Annotated in this window: 19 protein-coding genes; 7 read left to right on the top strand and 12 right to left on the bottom strand. The window is 67.5% G+C overall.

Going from position 1 to position 20202, the window contains the following annotated elements; all coding sequences use genetic code 11:
• Nucleotides 1-13: 13 nt before the first annotated feature.
• Nucleotides 14-655 (bottom strand): TetR family transcriptional regulator C-terminal domain-containing protein, encoded by a 642-nt coding sequence (locus AB0N59_RS05310; RefSeq protein ID WP_363479768.1) that lies wholly within the window; start codon nucleotides 653-655, stop codon nucleotides 14-16.
• 70 nt (nucleotides 656-725) lie between these two features.
• Between AB0N59_RS05310 and AB0N59_RS05305 the strand changes: the two genes are divergently transcribed.
• Genes AB0N59_RS05305 through AB0N59_RS05295 form a run of 3 tightly spaced genes read left to right on the top strand, consistent with a single transcriptional unit; the run spans nucleotide 726 to nucleotide 4908 of the window.
• Complete coding sequence (locus AB0N59_RS05305) at nucleotides 726-1763, top strand: agmatine deiminase family protein (protein ID WP_363479765.1); 1038 nt, start codon at nucleotides 726-728, stop codon at nucleotides 1761-1763.
• Nucleotides 1763-3466, top strand: a complete 1704-nt coding sequence (locus tag AB0N59_RS05300) for an amidase (protein WP_363479762.1) — start codon at nucleotides 1763-1765, stop codon at nucleotides 3464-3466. Before AB0N59_RS05305 ends, AB0N59_RS05300 begins: the two co-directional genes overlap by 1 nt.
• A 35-nt stretch (nucleotides 3467-3501) precedes the next feature.
• The gene (locus AB0N59_RS05295; protein ID WP_363479758.1) at nucleotides 3502-4908 is read left to right on the top strand and encodes an APC family permease; all 1407 of its coding nucleotides are present in this window, start codon (nucleotides 3502-3504) and stop codon (nucleotides 4906-4908) included.
• A 29-nt stretch (nucleotides 4909-4937) separates the two neighbouring features.
• On the opposite strand, the gene AB0N59_RS05290 is transcribed toward AB0N59_RS05295, so the two are convergent.
• On the bottom strand, nucleotides 4938-5546 hold the full coding sequence (locus tag AB0N59_RS05290) for a TetR/AcrR family transcriptional regulator (protein ID WP_363481213.1): 609 nt from the start codon (nucleotides 5544-5546) through the stop codon (nucleotides 4938-4940).
• 103 nt (nucleotides 5547-5649) lie between these two features.
• On the opposite strand from AB0N59_RS05290, the gene AB0N59_RS05285 reads away from it, so the two are divergent.
• From AB0N59_RS05285 to AB0N59_RS05275, 3 genes are all read left to right on the top strand, one after another.
• Nucleotides 5650-7068: a cytosine permease gene (locus AB0N59_RS05285; RefSeq protein WP_363479755.1), complete on the top strand. Its 1419-nt coding sequence runs from the start codon at nucleotides 5650-5652 to the stop codon at nucleotides 7066-7068.
• Entirely contained in the window at nucleotides 7065-8669 is a 1605-nt protein-coding gene (locus tag AB0N59_RS05280; RefSeq protein WP_363479752.1) for an amidohydrolase, read from the top strand. Before AB0N59_RS05285 ends, AB0N59_RS05280 begins: the two co-directional genes overlap by 4 nt.
• A gap of 132 nt (nucleotides 8670-8801) precedes the next feature.
• Nucleotides 8802-10472 carry an ATPase, T2SS/T4P/T4SS family gene (locus tag AB0N59_RS05275; RefSeq protein ID WP_363479749.1) on the top strand — a complete coding sequence of 557 codons (1671 nt, stop codon included), beginning with the start codon at nucleotides 8802-8804 and terminating at the stop codon, nucleotides 10470-10472.
• A gap of 44 nt (nucleotides 10473-10516) precedes the next feature.
• Here AB0N59_RS05275 and AB0N59_RS05270 read toward each other — a convergent pair whose 3' ends face one another.
• From AB0N59_RS05270 to AB0N59_RS05225, 10 genes are all read right to left on the bottom strand, one after another.
• Nucleotides 10517-11752, bottom strand: coding sequence for a type II secretion system F family protein (locus tag AB0N59_RS05270; RefSeq protein WP_363481210.1), 1236 nt, complete (start codon nucleotides 11750-11752; stop codon nucleotides 10517-10519).
• Nucleotides 11752-12891: a type IV pilus twitching motility protein PilT gene (locus tag AB0N59_RS05265; protein WP_363479746.1), complete on the bottom strand. Its 1140-nt coding sequence runs from the start codon at nucleotides 12889-12891 to the stop codon at nucleotides 11752-11754. Before AB0N59_RS05265 ends, AB0N59_RS05270 begins: the two co-directional genes overlap by 1 nt.
• Complete coding sequence (locus AB0N59_RS05260) at nucleotides 12891-13652, bottom strand: hypothetical protein (protein ID WP_363479743.1); 762 nt, start codon at nucleotides 13650-13652, stop codon at nucleotides 12891-12893. The genes AB0N59_RS05265 and AB0N59_RS05260 overlap by 1 nt, the downstream gene beginning before the upstream one ends.
• A complete protein-coding gene (locus AB0N59_RS05255; protein WP_363479740.1) occupies nucleotides 13649-14323 on the bottom strand; it encodes a hypothetical protein in 675 nt (224 codons plus the stop codon). Before AB0N59_RS05255 ends, AB0N59_RS05260 begins: the two co-directional genes overlap by 4 nt.
• Nucleotides 14323-15399, bottom strand: a complete 1077-nt coding sequence (pilM, locus tag AB0N59_RS05250) for a pilus assembly protein PilM (protein WP_363479737.1) — start codon at nucleotides 15397-15399, stop codon at nucleotides 14323-14325. The genes AB0N59_RS05255 and pilM overlap by 1 nt, the downstream gene beginning before the upstream one ends.
• Before the next feature lie 19 nt (nucleotides 15400-15418).
• Entirely contained in the window at nucleotides 15419-16330 is a 912-nt protein-coding gene (locus AB0N59_RS05245; protein WP_363479734.1) for a prepilin peptidase, read from the bottom strand.
• Nucleotides 16327-18018 carry a hypothetical protein gene (locus AB0N59_RS05240; RefSeq protein WP_363479731.1) on the bottom strand — a complete coding sequence of 564 codons (1692 nt, stop codon included), beginning with the start codon at nucleotides 18016-18018 and terminating at the stop codon, nucleotides 16327-16329. The genes AB0N59_RS05245 and AB0N59_RS05240 overlap by 4 nt, the downstream gene beginning before the upstream one ends.
• On the bottom strand, nucleotides 18006-18566 hold the full coding sequence (locus AB0N59_RS05235) for a prepilin-type N-terminal cleavage/methylation domain-containing protein (protein WP_363479728.1): 561 nt from the start codon (nucleotides 18564-18566) through the stop codon (nucleotides 18006-18008). The genes AB0N59_RS05240 and AB0N59_RS05235 overlap by 13 nt, the downstream gene beginning before the upstream one ends.
• On the bottom strand, nucleotides 18563-18949 hold the full coding sequence (locus tag AB0N59_RS05230) for a type II secretion system protein (protein ID WP_363479725.1): 387 nt from the start codon (nucleotides 18947-18949) through the stop codon (nucleotides 18563-18565). The genes AB0N59_RS05235 and AB0N59_RS05230 overlap by 4 nt, the downstream gene beginning before the upstream one ends.
• 75 nt (nucleotides 18950-19024) lie before the next feature.
• Nucleotides 19025-19438, bottom strand: coding sequence for a prepilin-type N-terminal cleavage/methylation domain-containing protein (locus AB0N59_RS05225; protein ID WP_363479722.1), 414 nt, complete (start codon nucleotides 19436-19438; stop codon nucleotides 19025-19027).
• Between the two features lie 313 nt (nucleotides 19439-19751).
• On the opposite strand from AB0N59_RS05225, the gene AB0N59_RS05220 reads away from it, so the two are divergent.
• Nucleotides 19752-20201: a hypothetical protein gene (locus AB0N59_RS05220; RefSeq protein WP_363479719.1), complete on the top strand. Its 450-nt coding sequence runs from the start codon at nucleotides 19752-19754 to the stop codon at nucleotides 20199-20201.
• Nucleotide 20202: the final 1 nt, after the last annotated feature.

Raw genomic sequence — 20202 nt, 5'->3', positions numbered from 1 at the left:
GATGCCGGACCGCTCAGCCCCGCGGGCTGAGTTCGGCCACAATGGTCCCGGCCCGCGCGCCCACGAGCGTCTCGCACGCCTGAGCCAGGCGCTCGGCGAACGCGGCGCCGTCGGTGCGGCGGGTGAGGGCGTGCGCGGCGATGCCGTCGATCATGGCGAGGATCTGCCATCCGACGGCCAGGGGGTCCTCGGTGGTGAAGAGCCGGGCATCCCTGCCCTCGTCGATCACTCCGGCGATGAACGACTGCCAGGCGTCCATCTGCTCTTCGATGGCCTCGGCGAGCGCGGCGCTGCCACGGCCGAGAGACCAGGCGTCGACCCAGATCAGGGTGACGTCGTTGTGGCCGCTGTCGAGCACGGTCTCGATCATGCGGGCGACGCGGGCGGGCGGTGAGTCCGCGAGAGAGACCTCTGCTCGCACCTCGTCGAGCTCGGCGCTGACGAGCTCGCGGAAGGTGCGCACGAGCAGCTCGTCCATGCTCTCGACGTAGTGCGCGACGAGTCCGGATGCGACGCCGGCTCGCGCTGCCACGGCGCGCAGGGTGAGCGCCGACAGCCCGTCTTCTCGCGCGACGGCCAGCGCGGCGTCGTGGATCTCGGCGGATCGCTGCTGCGGGCTCTTGCGCGTGCGAGTGCGGGTGGCGGGTGTTGACATGGTGCCTCCAGTGTAGGAACATCCTCTATTGATCGCTAGATCAATAGAAAGCCCGGGCAAAGGAGACCACATGAGCTGGCGGATGCCGCACGAAGGCGCACAGCACGACCGCACCTGGATGGCGTTCCCCCGCGCCGGCGTCACCCTGGGCGACGGCGCCGAGTGGCAGGAGACGGCGTACCGCTCCTGGACCGACACGGCGCTCGCGATCGCCGAGTTCGAGCCCGTCACCATGGTCGTCGACCCGACCGAGATCGACCGCGCGAAGCGCATGCTCGGATCGGACGTCGAGATCGTCGAGTCGCCCCTCGACGAGTTCTGGATGCGCGACTTCGGCCCCACCTTCGTCGTCGACGACGAGCGCCCCGGCGTGCTGGGCGCGGTCGACTGGATCTTCAACGGCTGGGGCGCCCCGGCCTGGGCCGAGTGGCAGGTGTCGGCCGGAATCGCCCGCATCGTCGCCGATCGGGTCGGCGCCGAGCTCGTCAGCTCGGTGCTGGTGAACGAGGGCGGTGGCATCCACGTCGACGGCGAGGGCACCGTGCTGCTCACCGAGACCGTGCAGCTCGACCCCAACCGCAATCCGTACGCCGACAAGGCCCGCGTCGAGGCCGAGATGCTGCGCACCCTCGGCGCCGAGAAGGCGATCTGGCTGCCCCGCGGCCTCACGCGCGACTACGACGAGTTCGGCACCAACGGGCACGTCGACATCGTCGCCGCCTTCGCCGGCCCCGGTCGCGTGCTGCTGCACCGGCAGGACGACCCCGCGCACCCCGACCACGAGGTCACCCGCGACCTCAAGCAGCTGCTGCAGCAGCAGACGGATGCCGCCGGCCGCACCCTCGAGGTCATCGACGTGCCAGCCCCGGCCGAGCTGCGCGACGACGAGGGCTTCGTCGACTGGAGCTACATCAACCACCTCGTCGTCAACGACGGCGTGGTCGTGTGCGGCTTCGGCGACGAGAAGGCGGATGCCCGTGCCAGGGAGATCCTCGAAGAGGCCTACGGCCGTCGTGCTGTGACCGTCGACGCCCGCCCGATCTTCGCGCGCGGCGGCGGCATCCACTGCATCACCCAGCAGCAGCCGCGCCTCGAGGGGAGCAACTGATGTTCGACGTCTACGAGCGCTCGATCGCCGAGCTGCGCGCGGCCCTCGAGTCGGGTGAGACGACGAGCGTCGAGCTCGTGCGGGCCTACCTCGCCCGCATCGACGCCTACGACGGCCCCGACACCGAGACCGCGCTGAACGCGGTCGTCGTGCGGAATCCGGATGCCCTGGCCGAGGCCGCGGCCTCCGACGCCCGCCGCGCCGCAGGCGAGACGCGGGGGCCGCTCGACGGCATCCCGTACACGGCGAAGGACAGCTACCTCGTGACCGGGCTCACGGCTGCGGCCGGCTCGCCCGCGTTCGCCGACCTCGTCGCGCAGCGCGACGCGTTCACGATCGAGCGGCTGCGTGCGGGCGGGGCGATCTGCCTGGGTCTGACGAACATGCCCCCGATGGCGAACGGCGGCATGCAGCGCGGCGTCTACGGCAGAGCAGAGAGCCCGTACAGCGCCGAGTGGCTGACGAGCGCGTTCGGCTCGGGCTCGTCGAACGGCTCGGGCACCGCGACGGCGGCGAGCTTCGGCGCCTTCGGCCTCGGAGAGGAGACCTGGTCGAGCGGCCGGGCCCCCGCGTCGTGCAACGCGCTCGTCGCCTATACCCCCAGCCGCGGAGTGATCTCGGTGCGCGGCAACTGGCCTCTCGTGCCCACCATGGACGTCGTCGTGCCGCACACCCGCACGATGGCCGACCTGCTCGAGGTGCTCGACGTGATCGTCGCCGACGACGCCGACGTGCGCGGCGACTTCTGGCGCGCGCAGCCGTGGGTGGGCATCCCGGCCGCTTCGGAGGTTCGGCCGGCGTCGTACCCCGCGGTCGCCCCGGCGAACCTGCGCGGCCTGCGCATCGGCATCCCGAAGATGTACATCAACGCCGATCCGGATGCCGGCACCGGCACCACCATCGGCGGGCCGACCGGCCAGAAGGTCGAGACCCGCGAGTCGGTCATCGAGCTGTGGCAGCAGGCGCGTCGCGATCTCGAGGCAGCCGGAGCCGAGGTCGTCGAGGTCGACTTCCCCGCGGTCACGAACTACGAGGGCGACCGCGCCGGCGCTCCGACCATCGCCACCCGGGGGCTGGTGAGCCCCGAGTTTCTGAAGAGCGAGATCGTCGACCTGTCGGCGTGGGCGTGGGACGACTTCCTCGCCGCGAACGGCGACCCGAACCTCGACACGCTCGTCGGCGTCGACGGTGCGACCATCTTCCCGACCCCCGAGGGCGCCCTCCCCGACCGGTACGACGGCTTCGACGACGACATCGCGACCTACCCGGCCCAGGTCGAGGCGCATCCGTACGCGAGCTTCACCGACATCCCGCATCTCGAAGAGGGCGTGCGCGGGCTCGAAGAGACCCGGCGCGTCGACCTCGAGCAGTGGATGGACGGGCTGGGCCTCGACGCCGTCGCCTTCCCCGCCATGGCCGACATCGGCCGCGCCGACATGGATGTGGATCCCGAGTCGGCCGAGGCCGGCTGGCGCAACGGCGTGTGGGTCGCCAACGGCAATCTGGTACCGCGGCACCTGGGCATCCCGACGGTCACCGTGCCGATGGGAACCATGGCCGACATCGGCATGCCGGTGGGCCTGACCTTCGCCGGCCGCGCCTACGACGACACCGCGCTGCTCGCCCTCGGCCTCGCCTTCGAGAACACCGGCGACCGCCGCACCCCTCCCCCGCGCACGCCACGGCTTCGCGACGCCGACTGACGCGCGCTCATCGCTGGTTTACAGAGAGGTAACCCATGACCACCACCACCGCCCCAGGCGCACCGAGTCTGCACCGCAGCCTCAAGCAGCGTCACGTCGTCTTCATCGGCCTGGCGTACATGTCGCCGTTCGCCGTGTTCGACACCTTCGGCATCGTCTCGGAGGCCACCAAGGGCCACGTGCCCATGTCGTACATCATCATCACGATCGCGGTGCTGTTCACCGCGTTCAGCTACGCGAAGATGGTGCGCGTCTACCCGTCTGCAGGCTCGGCGTACACCTACACACGCCGCACGATCGGCGCACCCGTCGGATTCATGGTCGGCTGGGTGGCGCTGCTCGACTACCTGTTCCTGCCGATGATCAACGCGCTGCTGGCGGGCATCTACCTGTCGGCGTCGTTCCCCGACGTGCCCGAGTGGGTGTGGATCGTCGGGCTCATCGTGATCATCACGGCGCTGAACATCATCGGCGTGCGCATCAGCGCGGTCGCGAACATGGTCATGGTCGTCTTCCAGGCGCTGCTCGCCGTCGTGTTCCTCGTGCTCACGATCGGAGCGATCACCAGCGACAACGCGCTCGCGTTCACCTTCGCGCCGTTCTACTCGATGAGCGCAGACCTCGCGAGCCTGGTCGGAGGCGCCGCCGTGCTGGCCCTCGCCTTCCTCGGCTTCGACGCGGTCACCACGCTGTCTGAAGAGACGGTCGACCCCCGGCGCACCGTGCCGCGCGCCATCATGTGGATCGCCGCCCTGGGTGCCGCCTTCTTCGTCACGATCACCTACGTGATGCAGACCCTCGTGCCCGACCTCGACGCGCTCGCGGCGATCACGCCCGACATCGAGGGCGCCTCGCCGTACATCGCGCTGTTCATCGGCGGCATCGTGTTCCAGACGTTCTTCCTCGCCGGGGCGACCGTGTCGGTGCTCTCGTCGGGCCTCGCGTCGCAGCTCAGCGCCTCCCGTCTGCTGTTCGCGATGGGCCGCGACGGCATCATCCCGCGGAAGGTGTTCGGCTACGTGCACCCGCGCCTGGGCACTCCCGTGATCAACATCGTCGTCGTCGGCGCGATCGCGCTGACCGCGCTGAAGCTCGACCTGAACGCGGCGACGTCGCTGATCAACTTCGGCGCCTTCACCGCATTCGCCTTCGTCAACCTGTCGGTGATCGCGTTCTGGTGGCGTCACCGCGGTGACGAGAGCACGCGCGGTTCGGTGCTCGCCTGGACCGTGGTGCCGGGCATCGGCTTCGTCATCAACCTCTGGCTGTGGCTGAGCCTCGACCAGATGGCCATGACGGTCGGCCTGATCTGGGCGGGCGTCGGCGCGCTGTATCTGCTGTGGCTGACCCGCGGCTTCCGCCGCCCGACGCCCGAGGTCGCCTTCGACGAGGCAGAGGATCTTCCGACCGGTGTCGTGCGCACCGCGAAGGTGGATGCCTGAGGCGAGAGCACCACGCCGAGGGCGCGGTCTTACCCGAGCGCGCCCTCCGGCAGCCCGAGGGTCCACGCGGCGACGTCGGCGACGAAGCTCGAGTAGCCGAAGCGCTCGGGGCCGGGCGGATCGTTGACGTAGGTGGTCGTCGCATCGACGGCCATCAGGATGCGCACGGCCGCGGCACCGGCATCCGGAGTCCGGAACTCTCCACGCGACAGTCCCGACGCGACCATCTCGGTGATGCGCTCGAGGTACGCGGCCTCCTGCTCGGCGATCGCGGCGGCGAGCGCCGGGGTGAAGCGCGAGAGGTGGCGGGCGTTCAGCCACAGGCGCGAGAGCGGGACGGATGCCTCTGACGCGAAGAAGGCGACGAACCGCGCCATCCTCTCGGTGGGGGTGCCCTCGCCGAGCAGCACCTCGGTGCGCTCGCTCGACGCGGCGCGCTCGAAGGCGGCGACCATGAGGTCCTGCACCGCAGGGAAGTAGTGCGAGATGAGCCCTGGTCGCACGCCGATCCGCTCGGCGACGGCACGCACGGTGATGCGCTCGAGTCCGTCGTCGAGGGCGATCCCGGCGGCCGCGGCGAGGATCTCCTCGCGGCGCTGGCCGGGTGGTTTCCGCGTGTATGAAGCGGGGCTTGACATCACCCTGCCCATGTTATTGGATAAGTGACCAACAGCGCTATTGGTTACCCGATCAATAAGGATCGCCCAGGACGACGACGTCCCAGACCGCTGAGAGGCACCCATGTCCCTGACCCCCGCGAGCGACGCTGCGGCAGACGCGGCTTCCGCCACCCACCCCGAGACCCGCGGCATCGAGCTCATCGGCGATGCCGAGCGCCACGGCCGACCCCGCGACCTGTTCTTCGTCTGGGCCGCTCCCAACGTCAGCGTGCTCAACTTCACCGTCGGCGCGACGCTCATCGTGCTCGGCCTCGAGCTCTGGCAGGCGCTGCTGGTGATCGTGGCCGGCGCATTGCCGTGGATCTTCACCGGCATCATCGCGATCTCGGGGCCCGCGGCCGGCACCTCGGGGTCGGTGATCATGCGCGCGATGTACGGCGTCATCGGCAACCGCATCGTGGTCGCGTTCATGGGCTGGCTGGTGTCGGCCGTCTACCTCGCGCTCAACTGGCTGGCCGCCGCCTTCCTCGGCGCCGACATGCTCGCCCGCCTGGGATGGGACTCCCCGATCGCCGCACCCATCGTGGTGACGATCGTCGTCGCCGCGATCACCGTGCTCGTCGCGGTCTACGGCCACGGGCTGATCCTGCGCACCTACACCTACGTCGCCGTGCTGCTGCTCGCGATCTTCCTCGTGCTGACCGGGTTCATCCTGCCGAACGTCGACTGGGCGTACCGCGCCGCAGAGCCGCTGCAGGGCGGGGCGCTGTGGTCTGCGGCATCCATCGGGTTCGCGATCCTCGCATCCTCTCCCCTGTCGTACATCAACAGCCCCGACATGGCGCGGTACCTGCCGCGCTCGACCGAGCCCGGTCGCATCATCGCCGCGACCGCTCTCGGCGGGGCCGTGCCCGGAGTCTTCTTCACCACGATCGGCGCGCTGATGGCGACCGCCGTGAGCGCGGAAGATCTGCAGTTCGGCGTCGAGGGCGTCATGCTCGGCATGCTGCCCGCCGCCCTCGCACCCCTGCTCGTGTTCGGCGTGATCCTGAACACCGTCGCGCTGAACGGCATGACGACGTACACCTCGAGCATGGCGCTGCAGGCGATCGGCGTGCCGCTGCGGCGCATCCCCGCCGCGATCGTGGTCGGCGTGATCGGCACGGCGCTCACCATCTACCTGACCCTGTCGACGACGTTCCTCAGCGCGGTGAACCTGATCCTGCAGTTCCTGATCGTGGTCGCCGCACCCGTGATGGCGATCTTCGTGGTCGACGTGGTGCTGCGCCGCAACCGCTACGACGGACTCGACCTGTTCGACGACCGGCCGGGCGGACGCTACTGGTACTCGGGCGGGTGGGGTGTTCCTGGAATCGTCGCCTTCGTGGTCGGCATCATCGCGAGTGCGCTCTGCCTGTCGACCGACGTGTGGACCGGTCCGATCGCCGAGGCGCTCGGCTACATCGACCTGTCGGTTCCGGTCGGCGTGACCGTCGCCGGAGGCCTGTACGCAGCGATGAGCAGAGAGGTCGCACGATGACGACGCAGCTGTACACCGGAGGACGCATCTTCACGGCAGATCGGCGGGCGTGGGCGACCGCGATGGTCGTGGCGGGCGACCGCATCCAGTACGTCGGCGACGACGCCACCGCGAGCCGCATCGCCGGACCGGATGCCGAGCAGCATCCGCTCGACGGAGCACTGGTGCTGCCCGGGTTCGTCGACGCGCACTCGCATGTGATCCACACCGGCGAGGCGGCGCAGCAGGTCGACCTGTGGAGCGCGGCCGATCTGGAGCAGGTCCAGGCGGCGATCGCCGATGCGGCGGCCGCCGATCCGGATGCCGTGCGCATCCGCGCTCAGGGGTGGCAGCAGAGCGCGGTCACTCACCCCACCCGGCAGATGCTCGACGAGATCGTGCCGGACCGGCCCGTGTACGTGCAGGCGTTCGACCTGCACTCGATGTGGCTGAACACCGCGGCGCTGGCCGAGGTGGGTATCGGCGACGACACCGCCGACCCCGTGGGCGGTCGCATCCACCGCGACGCCGACGGCCGCGCCAGCGGCGTCATCGACGAGACGGCCATGCAGCAGTTCGCCTGGGCGGCGCTCGACAGCTTCGAGACCGAGGCCGACACCGATCGCGCGCTCGAGGTGGCGCTGCGCGGCTTCGCCGAGACCGGCGTCACCGCGGTGACCGACATGGCTCTCGACGAGGCGCAGCTGGCGACCATGCGCCGGTCGTATGCCGCGGGCGCTCTCACGACGCGCATCTCGGCGCACTGGCTGCTGAACCCCACAGGCGATGCCGAGAAGGACCTCGCTCAGGTGCGCCGGGCCGCCGAGCTGGCCGGCGCGATGGGCGACGACTGGCTGCGGGTCATCGGCGTGAAGATCCTCTCCGACGGCACGGTCGACGGCTGCACGGCGGCCGTGCGAAAGCCGTATGCCGACGGCTCGCTGCCCGAGCCCGTCTGGTCGCTCGACGCCCTGACGAGGGTCGTGGTCGCGGCCGATGCCGCCGGGCTGCAGGTGGCGATCCACGCGATCGGCGATGTCGCCGTGTCGAACGCGATCACGGCGATCGAGCGCGCTGTCGCCGAGAACGGTCCGGCCGAGCGCCGGCACCGCATCGAGCACCTCGAGGTCGTCGACCCCGACGACATCGAGCGCCTGGCCGCCCTCGGCATCACGGCGTCGATGCAGCCGGTGCACTCCGACCCCGCGATTCAGGACAACTGGCGGGCGATGCTGGGCGACGAGCGCATCGACCGCGGATACCCCTGGCCCGAGATGACCGAGCAGGGCGCGACCCTGGTGTTCGGCACCGACTCCCCCACCTCGCACTTCGCGCCCCTGCCGAACATGTTCATCGCCGCGACGCGCCGATCGGCGCTGAATCCGGCCCTCGAGCCGAACGTCGAGCGGTACAGGCTGCCGCTGGCAGATGCTGTGATCCACGCCACGCGCGACGCCGCCTGGGCATGCCGTGCCGAGAACCGCTACGGCCGGCTCGCGGCCGGTCTGCTGGCCGACTTCATCGTGCTGGACCGGGACGTGTTCGAGCGGCCCGCGGAGGAGCTGCTGGAGGCGCGGGTCGTGCGCACGGTCGTCGGCGGATCAGTGGTCCACACGGCGTGAGGGCGGGGCCGGCTCGGGGCGGGTTTCCGCGGAATCCGGGGGCGACGGGCAGGGGTGGTTCGGCTTAGTATGAAGCCAGGGAACCGGCTCCGGCCGGAAGGCGGCTTGGGGGAGCCGGAATAGGAGTACGCAGTGCGCGGACTGGGGCAGATCCTGGTGTTGACAGGCGCTGCGCGCGCCGACGAGGTCAGCGCGGCGATCGAGACCGTCGGAGACGGGGCAGATCTCCCTCGGCACATGCTCCAGGCGAAGCAGGTGACGGAGGCTCAGATCGCTGAGGCGATCTCGATCGCAACCGGGCACCGTTACGTCGATCTGGCCGATTACCCGTTCGACCCTGAGGTCATCGCGCTCGTCCCGGGGAACCTGTGCAGGCGCTATCGTCTGATCCCCCTGCGCCTGGTGCGTGACCAGCTCACGGTCGGCATGCTCGATCCGACCGACATCATCGCGCTCGATGACATCGCGAGCATCACCGACCTGCGGGTGGTGCCGGTGGTCGTCGCCGAAGACGCCCTGATGCAGACCTTCGAACGGTTCCTCCGCTCCGACGACGAACTCACCGACCTGTCCGAGCAGATCGGCGGCGAGTCATCGAGCAGCTCCGATCTGCTCTTCACCGAGCACCTCGACGATCAGGATGCCGATGCGCCGATCGTTCGGTTCGTGAATCTGCTCATCACTCAGGCCATCAACGATCGCGCGAGCGACATCCACATCGAACCCGGTGAGCACCGCCTCACCGTGCGGTTCCGCATCGACGGCGTGCTGCACGAGATGCAGCGGGCGGATCGCAGCATTCAAGACGGCGTGATCTCGCGCCTGAAGATCATGTCGTCGATCGACATCGCCGAGAAGCGCGTCCCTCAGGACGGCCGCATCTCGGTGCTGCACGAAGGGCGCTCGGTCGACCTTCGCGTGGCGACTCTGCCGACGGTATGGGGCGAGAAGATCGTCATGCGCATCCTCGACAACAGCAGCCAGCTGATGTCGATGACCGACCTGCTGTTCACCGACGGAAACCAGAAGCGCTTCACCGAAGCGATCACCAGACCGCACGGGATGGTGCTTGTCACCGGCCCGACCGGATCGGGCAAGTCCACCACGCTCTATACCGCCTTGCGGGCCGTCGCCAACCCTCGTGTGAACGTCATCACGGTCGAAGACCCCGTCGAATACCGGATGCACGACGTCAACCAGATCCAGGTCAACCCCAAGGCAGGGCTGACGTTCGCGACCGCGCTGCGCTCCATTCTGCGTGCTGACCCCGACGTCGTGCTCGTCGGTGAGATCCGCGATCGCGAGACCGCTGCGATCTCGGTCGAGGCGGCGCTGACGGGTCACCTGGTCCTCTCGACCCTGCACACCAACGATGCACCGAGCGCACTCACCCGCCTCGTAGAGATCGGGACCGAGCCGTTCCTCGTCGCCACCGCGCTGAGCGCCGTGGTGGCGCAGCGCCTGTCACGCCGGCTCTGCCAGCGTTGTCGCGTGCCACTGGAAGCAGACCGCGAGATGCTTGCGAACGTCGGAATGCCGAAGCGTTTGATCGACGCAGCGACGCCTCATCGAGCCGTGGGCTGCACGTCGTGCTCGAACACCGGCTACCGGGGCCGTGTCGCACTGCATGAGGTGATGACGGTGACCGACGAGATCGAGCAGGCTCTCGTGGGTCGCGCGACCGGAACCGAACTGCGTGACATCGCGGTCAGCCAGGGGATGGTGCCGCTGCGTGACGACGGCTGGACGAAGGTCGCCGATGGCATCACCACCATCGAGGAGATCCTGCGCGTCACCATCTGACGCCGCCCTCGCGAGAACCCACGTGGGTCCTCGCGACAGCGGGCTCACTGCTTCGCGAGATCCGAGTACAGAGTGAAGATCGGCATGTACAGGGCGATCACCATGCTGCCGATGACCACGCCCAGTCCGACGATGAGCACGGGCTCGATCAGCGACGACAGCTGCTCGGTGGCGGTCTCCACCTCGTCCTCGTAGAAGTCGGCGATGCTCCCGAGCATCTCGGCCAGCGTGCCCGACTCCTCACCGACCGCCACCATCTGCGCGACCATCGGCGGAAACACCTCGGCCTTCGCCAGTGGCGTTGCGAACGAGCGACCTCCGCGAATCGAATCCTGGATCTCGCGCACGGTCTGCTCGATCTTCCAGTTGTTCGAGGCCTGCCCGACGATCGCCAGCGCCTGGATGATCGGCACGCCCGCATCGAGCATCATCGACAGGTTGCGCGCGAATCGCGCGACAGCCATCTTCGTGACCAGAGGACCGAAGATCGGCATCTTGAGCTTGATCGGGTCGACCACCTTCCGATAGGCGTCGGTGTATCGATTGCGCGCCCACCAAGCCCACGCCCCGACCACGATCACGGCGAGCAGCGGCAGGATCCAGAGCATGTTCTCTGAGATCGTCACGAGGATCTGCGTCGGCAGCGGCAGCTCGCTGCCGAGGCCTTCGAACATCTTCTTGAAGACGGGCACGATGAACGTCACCATCGCGAGCACGCCGAGCATCGCGATGACGAGCACGGCGATCGGGTAGGTCGTGGCAGACCGGATCTTCCCCTGCAGGTCCGCCTGCTTCTGGTAGTTCTCAGCGACCGAGTTCAGAGCCTTCCCGAGGAAGCCGCCGGACTCCCCCACTCGGATGATCGAGACCATCAGCGGCGGGAACACCTGCGGGTGTCGCGCGAGCGAGGCGGACAGCGACGATCCGCCTTCGACATCCGACTGGACGGCGATCAGCACAGTCTGAAGCTGCTTGTCCTCCGCCTGCTCGGCGAGCACGGTGAGGGTGCGCAGCAGCGGCAGACCCGCGTTGACCAGAGCCGACATCTGCCGAGAGAAGATCGCGAGCGTCTTCGCGGGTACACCTTTTCGAAGCCTCGGCAGCGCGATCTCACGGTTCAGGCCGGTCTTCGCCACCAGCGCGACGTTCAGCGGCGTCAGTCCCTGTGCGCGCAGCTTCGCGGCGACAGCACTGTCACTGCTGGCATCCATCGTTCCCTTGACCGTCTGAGACGTCGCCAGGTCGAGGGCTTGATACGCGTACTCCTGAGCGAGGGCCATCACGACCCCCACTCATCGAGCTGCGAGCCGCCCGCGAACGATGACCATGACTCGGCGTCGAGATCCGCAGGTCGCACATGCACGCCATCGAGCGACTTCGGATCGCTCGCGAAGGTACGTGCCACTGCGGGTGCGATCACGCCCGCGCCGACGAGACGGCGCAGATCCTGGTCGAGCGTGTGCATGCCCACCGATTGCCCGGCCTGCATGGTCGAGTACAGCTGCGACACCTGACCCTCACGGATCAGGTTGGCCACCGCGGGGGTGTTCACAAGGACCTCGGTGGCGATGGTCCGGCCTTCGGACTGCGCGCGAGGCAGCAGGGTCTGGCTGATGATGCCCTGCAGGGTGTCGCCCAGCTGCGTGCGGATCTGGTGCTGCTTATCAGCGGAGAAGACATCGACGATGCGGTTGATCGACTTCGCCGCACCCTGCGTGTGCAGAGTCGACAGCACGAGGTGGCCGGTCTCGGCGGCCGAGAGGGCCGTCGAGATCGACTCGGGGTCGCGGAGCTCGCCGACGAGGATGACGTCGGGGTCCTGACGAAGCACGCGACGCAGAGCCTCGGCGAACGATGCGGTGTCAGAGCCGACCTCACGCTGATGGATGAGCGCGCGCTTGGACTCGTGATGGAACTCGATAGGGTCCTCGATCGTGACCACGTGCACGGGTCGCGTGTTGTTGATCAGGTCGACCATCGCCGTCAGCGTCGTCGACTTGCCCGAACCGGTCGGTCCTGTCAGCAGCACCAGACCACGCGGACGAAGTGCGAGGTCCCTTGCGATGGCGGGAGCGCCGAGCTCCTCGAGGGTGAAGACCCGGTCCGGGATGAAGCGCAGGGCCATCGCGATGTCGCCGAGCTGTCGGAAGACGTTGACACGAAATCGTCCGATACCCGGAGCTGCGTGAGCGAGGTCCACCTCATGGCGCGTGGCGAACTCCGCACGCTGAGCATCGCTCATCAGTCCGAGCGTCGCCGACTCCGCCCAGTCTCTGGTGATCGGCTCGTGATACCCCGGCACGGGTACGAGGTCTCCGTCGATGCGCATGAGTGGTATCGCCGACGCGGTGAGGTGGACGTCTGAGGCCCCTTGGCGAGCCGCGACGCCGAGCAGCTGTGTGAGCTGGTCGAGAACCATCAGGATGCTCCATCCGTGCTGACGAAGACGAACGCGGAGACGGTGACGGCGAGCTCGCCCGCGCTGCCGGAGACCACCACCTTATCGATGGCGATGACCCGTCCCTGACCCCGGAGCCCGTCGAGGAAGGCGATGACGTCCGCCATGTCCGTGGCCGTGGCTGTGACCTCGACGGGGATCTGGAGTTCACCGGTGAGAGAGCCGTTCATCGAGATGCCATCCGGCGCAGCGGGCGTGGGCGGCGCGGGCGGGGGCGTCGCGCCCGAAGCTGCGTTCGTCGCATCGGTCTGCGCGTCGGCACCGGCCGCGGCATCCTCGGCGGCATCGACCGGTGTCGTCGGGTCTTCCGTCGGCGTGGTCTGCGGAGCACCGGCAGTGGCGTTCGTCGCTGGTCCCGAGACCGAGGGCGCGGTGCGCGGCACGAACGCCGCCAGGTCGCCGCGCGTGATCGACTCGACGCTGAGATTGTTCCTCTGGGCCGACTCCGCGATGATCCCGAACGGCTCGTCGAGAAGCGGGTCGCTGGGGATCTGCGCTCGCAGACCAGCCACCGACTTCTCTATCTCGCCCATCCGCTGCTCTTCCTTCTTGAGGTTGTCGACCTGTGAGCGATAGCCCTGGTTGACGGATTCCTCCTGCGCGGTCTGCGCCAGTGCCGAGAACCCGGAGGCGACAAGGGGGGTGACGCCGAAGAGGATGGCGAGCACCAGGACGATGGCCGTGGCCAGCGCCCCGATGATGGTGATCAGCTGCTTGGTCACTGCCCCGCCTCCTCGTCGCTGGTCCCGTACTGTCCTGAATAGACGCTCTGGTCGAAGGTGATGTCGACGACGTACTGGTAGAACTCGCCGCTCGACAGGGCGCGGGCATCACTGACTGCGACGCCCTCGATCTTCCGCAGCGCGTCTGTGAACGGGATCATGTTCTCGGGCCCTGCGCTCTGAACCGTCACTGTGCCGGTGAGGCCCACGGCCTTGCTCGCTGCTTCATCACGCGCCTCTTGATCGGCCTCGGCCGGCAGCGCCGCGGGGACGGCACCGGGCGTCAGCTCGAACCCGATGAGGGCGTCGCCCCGGGGCACGGCGTCCTGCACTCGGTTCAACACGCTCGCCCAGACGATGTCGGAGCCCATCGACTCGGCTCTGAAGTCGATCAGCTCCCGTTCAGTGCTGAGCGCCTGACTCACTTCCGAGAGCGCGCTGATCTCCCCCAGCAGTTCGGTGGTCTTCGTCCGTTCCGCGAGCAGGCGCTGCTGGGCGAACGCGTTCCATGCGAAGGCGGCTCCGACGAGCAGCGCCGCCAGGATGACGGCCCCGATGACCACCCGCACCCAGGTGCCGCCCAGTCGGTCTCGTTCGCGGCGCTCGATCTCCGACCGAGGCAGAAGATTGACTCGCGGCGTCGTCGATGTGGGTGCGTTCGGTCGAGCCATCATCGATCTCCTCTCAGTGCGAGACCCAGTGTGCTCACGAGGTTGAGTCCGTGCTCCCCGATGGGAGCGGCTCCGCGCACGCTGACCACGTCTCCGAGCGAGATCTGGCGCACCGGCACGTCGAGCACCTCCACGAGCCCCCTGAGCACGCCATCCACCGCCGAACCGGCTCCGCAGATCAGCACTCCTTCGATCCGCGTCGCGCCGGGACGGTTGAGATAGAACGAGATGGTCCCGCGGATGCGTCCGATCACATCGGCTACGGGCTTGGGGCCGATGTCCCCGCGCAGCGCCCCGGCCGGCAGGATTCCCGCCGAGCCCGCGGCGCTCTCCTGCAGCGCGCCGGCGGCCACGCGAGCGGGATCGAGCAACGCGCTGGATGTCGACTCAGCGGGTGTGAGAGTGCCGTCGTCGGTGATCGAGGTCACGGCGCTGCGGCGGCGCACAGCGGCGGTCTCGAGATCGACAGGTGTGATTCGGACGAACTCGGGAGCCCCATCGCGCTGGATCAGCACCTGCGTGGTGTGGTCGCCGACGTGGACGACGGCGTGGGTGCCGGCGGGTGCGATCAGCGAAGCGGCGCGGGAGAGCCCGAACGTGGCGAGGTCGACCCCGGCGATGCGGATCTTCGCGCGGTCGAAGGCCGCGATCATGCCTTCGACGGTCTCCGACACGGCCGCGACGAGAAGCCCATGAAGCTGCTCGCCATCCTGCGAGGTCGGGTAGTAGTCGAGCACAGCCTGGTTCACGGGCACCGGTAGAAGATCCTGCACCTGATACGGCAGGGCTTGACGCAGCAGCTCGGGCGCCATCACCTGCGTCGAGTACTCGCGCACCAGCACGCGCCGGCTGGCCACACCCAACGTGGCGTTCTTGCCATGGATCCCGGAGGTGGCCCACAGCTGACGGATCGCGAGCGCGACCGTGCCTTCATCGAGAACCTCGCTGTCGTGAGCAGCCTCGGGCGGCAGAGGGACTTCGCCGTACGCGATCACCTGCGGAGTGCGGTCGAGCGTCACCTCCACCGCGCGGACGCTCTCTTCGGTGATCTCGACACCGACGTGGCTTTTTCCCATGCTCGTTCTCTCGTATCTCTCAGCTCAGAAGTCCCAGGTACCAGCGACTGACGGGCTCACCCACGATGATGCCCGTCCAGGCGCCGGTGAGCATCCAGGGGCCGAACGGGATGGCATCTTTCCGGCGGGCTCGCCCGATCAGCATCATCGCGATGCCGAACAGCCCGCCCAGCGCGAAAGCAGCGAAGGCCCCGACGATGAACGGACCCCAGCCGAACCAGGCCATCATCGTTCCCGCGAGTCCCGCCAGCTTGACATCGCCGCCGCCCATACCTCGTGGGCTGATGAGCCGAACGATGAAGTAGAAGACGAACAGCGCAACCCCGCCGATGACCGCTCGCACGAAGGGGCCCCAGTCGATGCCCGCCCACGTGCCGGCGACGGCTGGCTGACCAGCCTCGAGCCCGCCCTCAGCGGGAAGCAGCCCGGTCAGCACAGTGGTGACGAGCAGGAGCACGATCATCGTCACCCAGCCGGGCAGAACGATGGCGTTCGGGAGTCGCCTGGTGTCGAGATCGATCAGAGTGAGCGCGATGCTGATGCTCAGGAACACGAGCATCGTCACGAGGATCCCCCAGAACTCCGCCGAGCCCAGCCACAGCCGCCCGTCGACCGGCCGGGCGTCGAGTGGACGACTGAACGCCACCCCCGCCGCAACGGATGCGAACAGGATCCCCGTCAGCGCTTCGACCGCGGGGTATCGCGCAGAGATCGCTGCGCCGCAGAAAGCGCAGCGCCCTCGCAGTGCGAGCCATCCGAGGACGGGCACGTTCTGCCACCAGCGGATCTTCGCATCGCATGATGGGCAGCGGCTCTCCCGCGTCAGCGGGATGCTCGCCGGCACGCGGTACACGACGACGTTGAGGAAGGAACCGATGACGAGGCCGTAGATGCCCGTGATGACGATGAGAACGATGGCCGCCGCTGTCACGGGGTCGTCACGATCTCTGTCTGGTAGGCGCGATCGCCCGGTCGCTGGATGAGCACAGTCTCGATGACGACGTCCTCGCCTTCACCGCGCACCTTGCACCCGAGCTTCTCAAAGGCGTCGGGCCAGCTCATCAATGCGCAGGTGTAGGTGGCTCCGTTGTTGAACTTCACACCACCTGTGTCGTTCGAGTACAGCTGCCCGACGAAACTCTCATTGATGTTGCCGGTGAGTCCGCACGGCGAGTAGATCATCAGCTTCACGCCCGACACGCTCTTGCCCGTGCCGATCGAGAAGGTGTCCTTCTGGTTCGCCGTGTCGGGGTTCTGGCAGGTGGGCGAGGTCTCATTGCTGACGAGGGCACGGCTCGCATCTGCGTGCATGAAGACGATCTGCTTGCCGCCCGACAGCTTCGTCTCGATCGAGATGTTCATGCGCTTCTGCGGCGGTGCGAGGAAGAGCACGTCCTTGGTGGGAGTCACCGAGGTCCCCGTGAGGGTGATGTCGGTCGAGACAGATGAGCAGTTCATGTAGTTGAAGATGATGGGCCCGGGCGTCGCGTCGGTCATGCGACCGGTGATCTGCGCGCTGGTCAGCGCGCACGCAGGGAGGTCTTCTGCGGCATTCCATCCCGAGGTCGCGTCGAGGTCGATCCAGGACGTGATCTCTTTGATGAAGTCCAGCGATGGGTCGAACGGCGGCAGGGCTGTGGGATACGTCAGGCTCCCGGTCACCGCCCATTTGTTGCCCGTGTATCCGGTGGTCCCGCTCGTGGGGAGCGAGCCGCCGATTCGCACCTGCCCAGCGGCCGACAGGCTTCCGTGAACCTTGCCGTCCACGCTTCCTGTCGAGTCGAGCTTGATGTCGGCACCGGACTGGATGTTCCCACCGGTGTGTGTTGTACCGACGAGCTTTCCGAACGTCGATCCGTTGGAGACAGCGGTGACCGTGCCTCCTGCTTTGATGTCTCCGGTGACGGTGATCTTCTGAGAAGAGGCGTCGACAGCGTTGCGCGCCCAGATGTTGCCGTTCACCGTGCACTCGCGGCTGAGGTTCACGCTGCCGTGGGTCACGTAGAGGTCGCCGTTGATCGTGCCCTCGTTCGCGCACGAGTAGTTGCCCGAACGCACGACGAGGTCGCCGGTGTAATTCGACACCGTGGAGGTGACGCCCCCCGCGAAATAGGCGAGGACTCCCCCGGCCTGCTGTTCGTAGCTCACGAGCCACGGGTAGACGGCATCGAGTGTCGCGCTGCCGCCCCTGGGGTCTGTGCCGACGGAGTGGATCACCACGAATTTGCTGTCGAAGGTGGGGCATGCCTGAGCGACACCCGGATCCGTAGCCTTCGAGGGTCGGATGTCGCTGTTGGTGGAGTAGATCGTGAATGCGTAGTCGGGCTTCGCGCCGACGCCGGTCAGCGTCGCCGAGTTGCACGAGAAGGTGCCGTTCGACGCCACTGCGCTGTTGAGCCGGTCGACGGCAGCGTCGCGCCCGGATTCGGCGGCGATGTACGCCTGGGTGCTGCTGCGGTTGCCGACATTCGACTGGATCGTGAACATCACACTCGCGGTGACGGCGGTGACGACGGCGAAGCCGAAGAACATCACGATGATGATCGCGACGAGCGCCGCGCCTGTCTCGTCGCCGCGACGATCGACGGCGCGGCGCAGAATGCGATTCACGACCAGCATGTCAATCCGTCCTCGCTGAGGTTGTTTCTTGCGGTGACCTCGCCGTCGAAGGTCACGGGCGCAGAAGTGGTGTCGACCTGGAAGCGATACGTGACGATCTTCCCCGTGCGCGCGAAGTACTTGGCGGCGCCGATCGGTGCGACCTCTCGAAGAATGGTCGGTCCGCCCCATGTCGGGGCAGACGAGCCGGCCGAGATGAATGCGGCGTCGCCCTGGGTGGCATCGGCCAGGTCTGCGCGCTCGAGCTTGAACGCCTGGCACGTCTTCGTCCCGCCCAGCGTCGTCCGGACGAGCAGCTGTGTGCCTGCGGTGTTGACCGAGATCGCTTCGGCATTGCGCACAGCGCGCTCGATGCTGAGCGAGAAGTGCTGCCCCTCGTTCGTCGCGGTGCTGGTCGTCGTGACATCCCGCTGGGTGTTCCATGAATTGATGAAGATCATCACGACGAGGCTTCCGAGGATGCCCATGAGCAGCAGCACCACGATCAGCTCGATGAGTGACAACCCGGTGTCGTCATCAGCCAGACGGGAGCGCAGCGCGGCATTCATGGCACGAAGATCTTGGCCTGCACCGTGGCGAGCACCTCGCCGTCGCGCACGGCTTCGAGCGTGACAGGGACGGCGGTCTTCGGGGTACATGCGTAGGTGATGCCGATGGGTACGCGAACCACGAACTCGCGCGGTGTACCGGTGTAATAGGTCGTCGTCGTGGTGATCTGGGTGAGTTTGGCGCACGTGTGCACGTCGCGCCCCTCTTCGATCAGCGCATTCAGCTCACGGGTGGCCGTGGCGGACGCCGACTGGGTGGACGACAGAAGGATGCTGTTCCACAGCGGCGGGATGAGCGCAACGGCGATGATCGCGAGCAGGAGCATGGCGATGATCATCTCGACGAGACCGAAGCCGTCGTCGTCGCGCTCACTAGTCGCCATGGCAGACCTCACGGAAGAAATGCGGTCGCGGAGACCCGGCTGGGCCGGGTCTCCGCGTTGAGCGTCTGAACTAGATCAGCAGCCGGGGCCAGCCGAGAAACTCTTCGGACCGGTGCCGGTGATGGTCGTATTCGTAGCAGTCGCGCAGATCGTGTTGGGGTCCGTCACTGTAGCGGCTGGGGCCGTGTTGGCCGTTGCCGCTGCGGTTCCGGCCGCCACCTTCAGGTCGGTATCGTTGGTCTCGTACACGCTCGGGGTGTCACCGGCAGCGATCTCCGACGACCACTGCGTCGCCGCGCTCTGCGCTGCAGCCTTGGCTGCCGAGATCTTCGCCTCGTTCGTGATGTTACCGATGATCGGAATGGCGATAGCGACCAGGATGCCGAGGATCACGACGACGATGATGAGCTCGATGAGGGAGAAGCCGGCCTCGCCGTTCTCCTCCCGCTCGGCCTTCTTGGCCTCGATGAGGCGACGGATGGTAAGCATGCTTGAGGTTCCCTCCGGGATAACGGTGTGGGGGTAGGCCCCTGGGCATGGCTCACTGAGTCAGCGTCATTGCTGACGGCGTCAGTTCCCCAGGGTTTCGGAGTCGCCGTCATCCCATTTGAAAACGACTCCTCAGAGGTCATAGTGGCCCCATAAAGGGGGCAAGCGCAAGAAGTAATTGTCACGGTCAGATCACGCTCTCCTAGATATCCGAATATGCGTGATAACGCGCAACTCTTCGCGTAACTAGTACGCCGAACTACTCGGGATTTGCGCACTCGATCCAGCTATAGAGCGCGCTAGTGTCCAGACCATGAAGATCCGGATCGCCGCCCTGCTCGCACTGCCCCTGGTGCTGTGCTCATGCAGCGTCGTCGACGCCGTCACGGCACCAGTCGGACCAGCTCAGATAGGCACGCCGATCGAGCAGCCGCAGACCGCCGAGCGACCAGAGGGAGCGCTCGACTGGTCGGCCGCGCGAGCGAGCATCGGCCGCACGGCGACGGTCTGCGGGCCGGTCGTCAGCACGTTCACGGCGACGAAGAGCCACGGGCAGCCCACGTTCCTCAACCTCGGAGTCGACCACCCCGACCCCGCCGGCCTCACCGTCGTCATCTTCGACGACCACCGCAACGCCTTCCCGTTCGATCCCGCGTTCGAGTACGACGGCGCCGAGATCTGCGTCACCGGCGAGATCCGCCCCCACGAGGACTTCGTTCAGATCGAAGCGCGAACGCCCGAGCAGATCACCGTGGTCGGCTGAC

It is taken from the genome of Microbacterium sp. NPDC089321 (assembly GCF_040684935.1).
Taxonomy (GTDB): domain Bacteria; phylum Actinomycetota; class Actinomycetes; order Actinomycetales; family Microbacteriaceae; genus Microbacterium.
The sequence above is the reverse complement of the archived record's forward strand: the minus strand, read 5'-3'. Positions and strand labels throughout refer to the sequence as shown.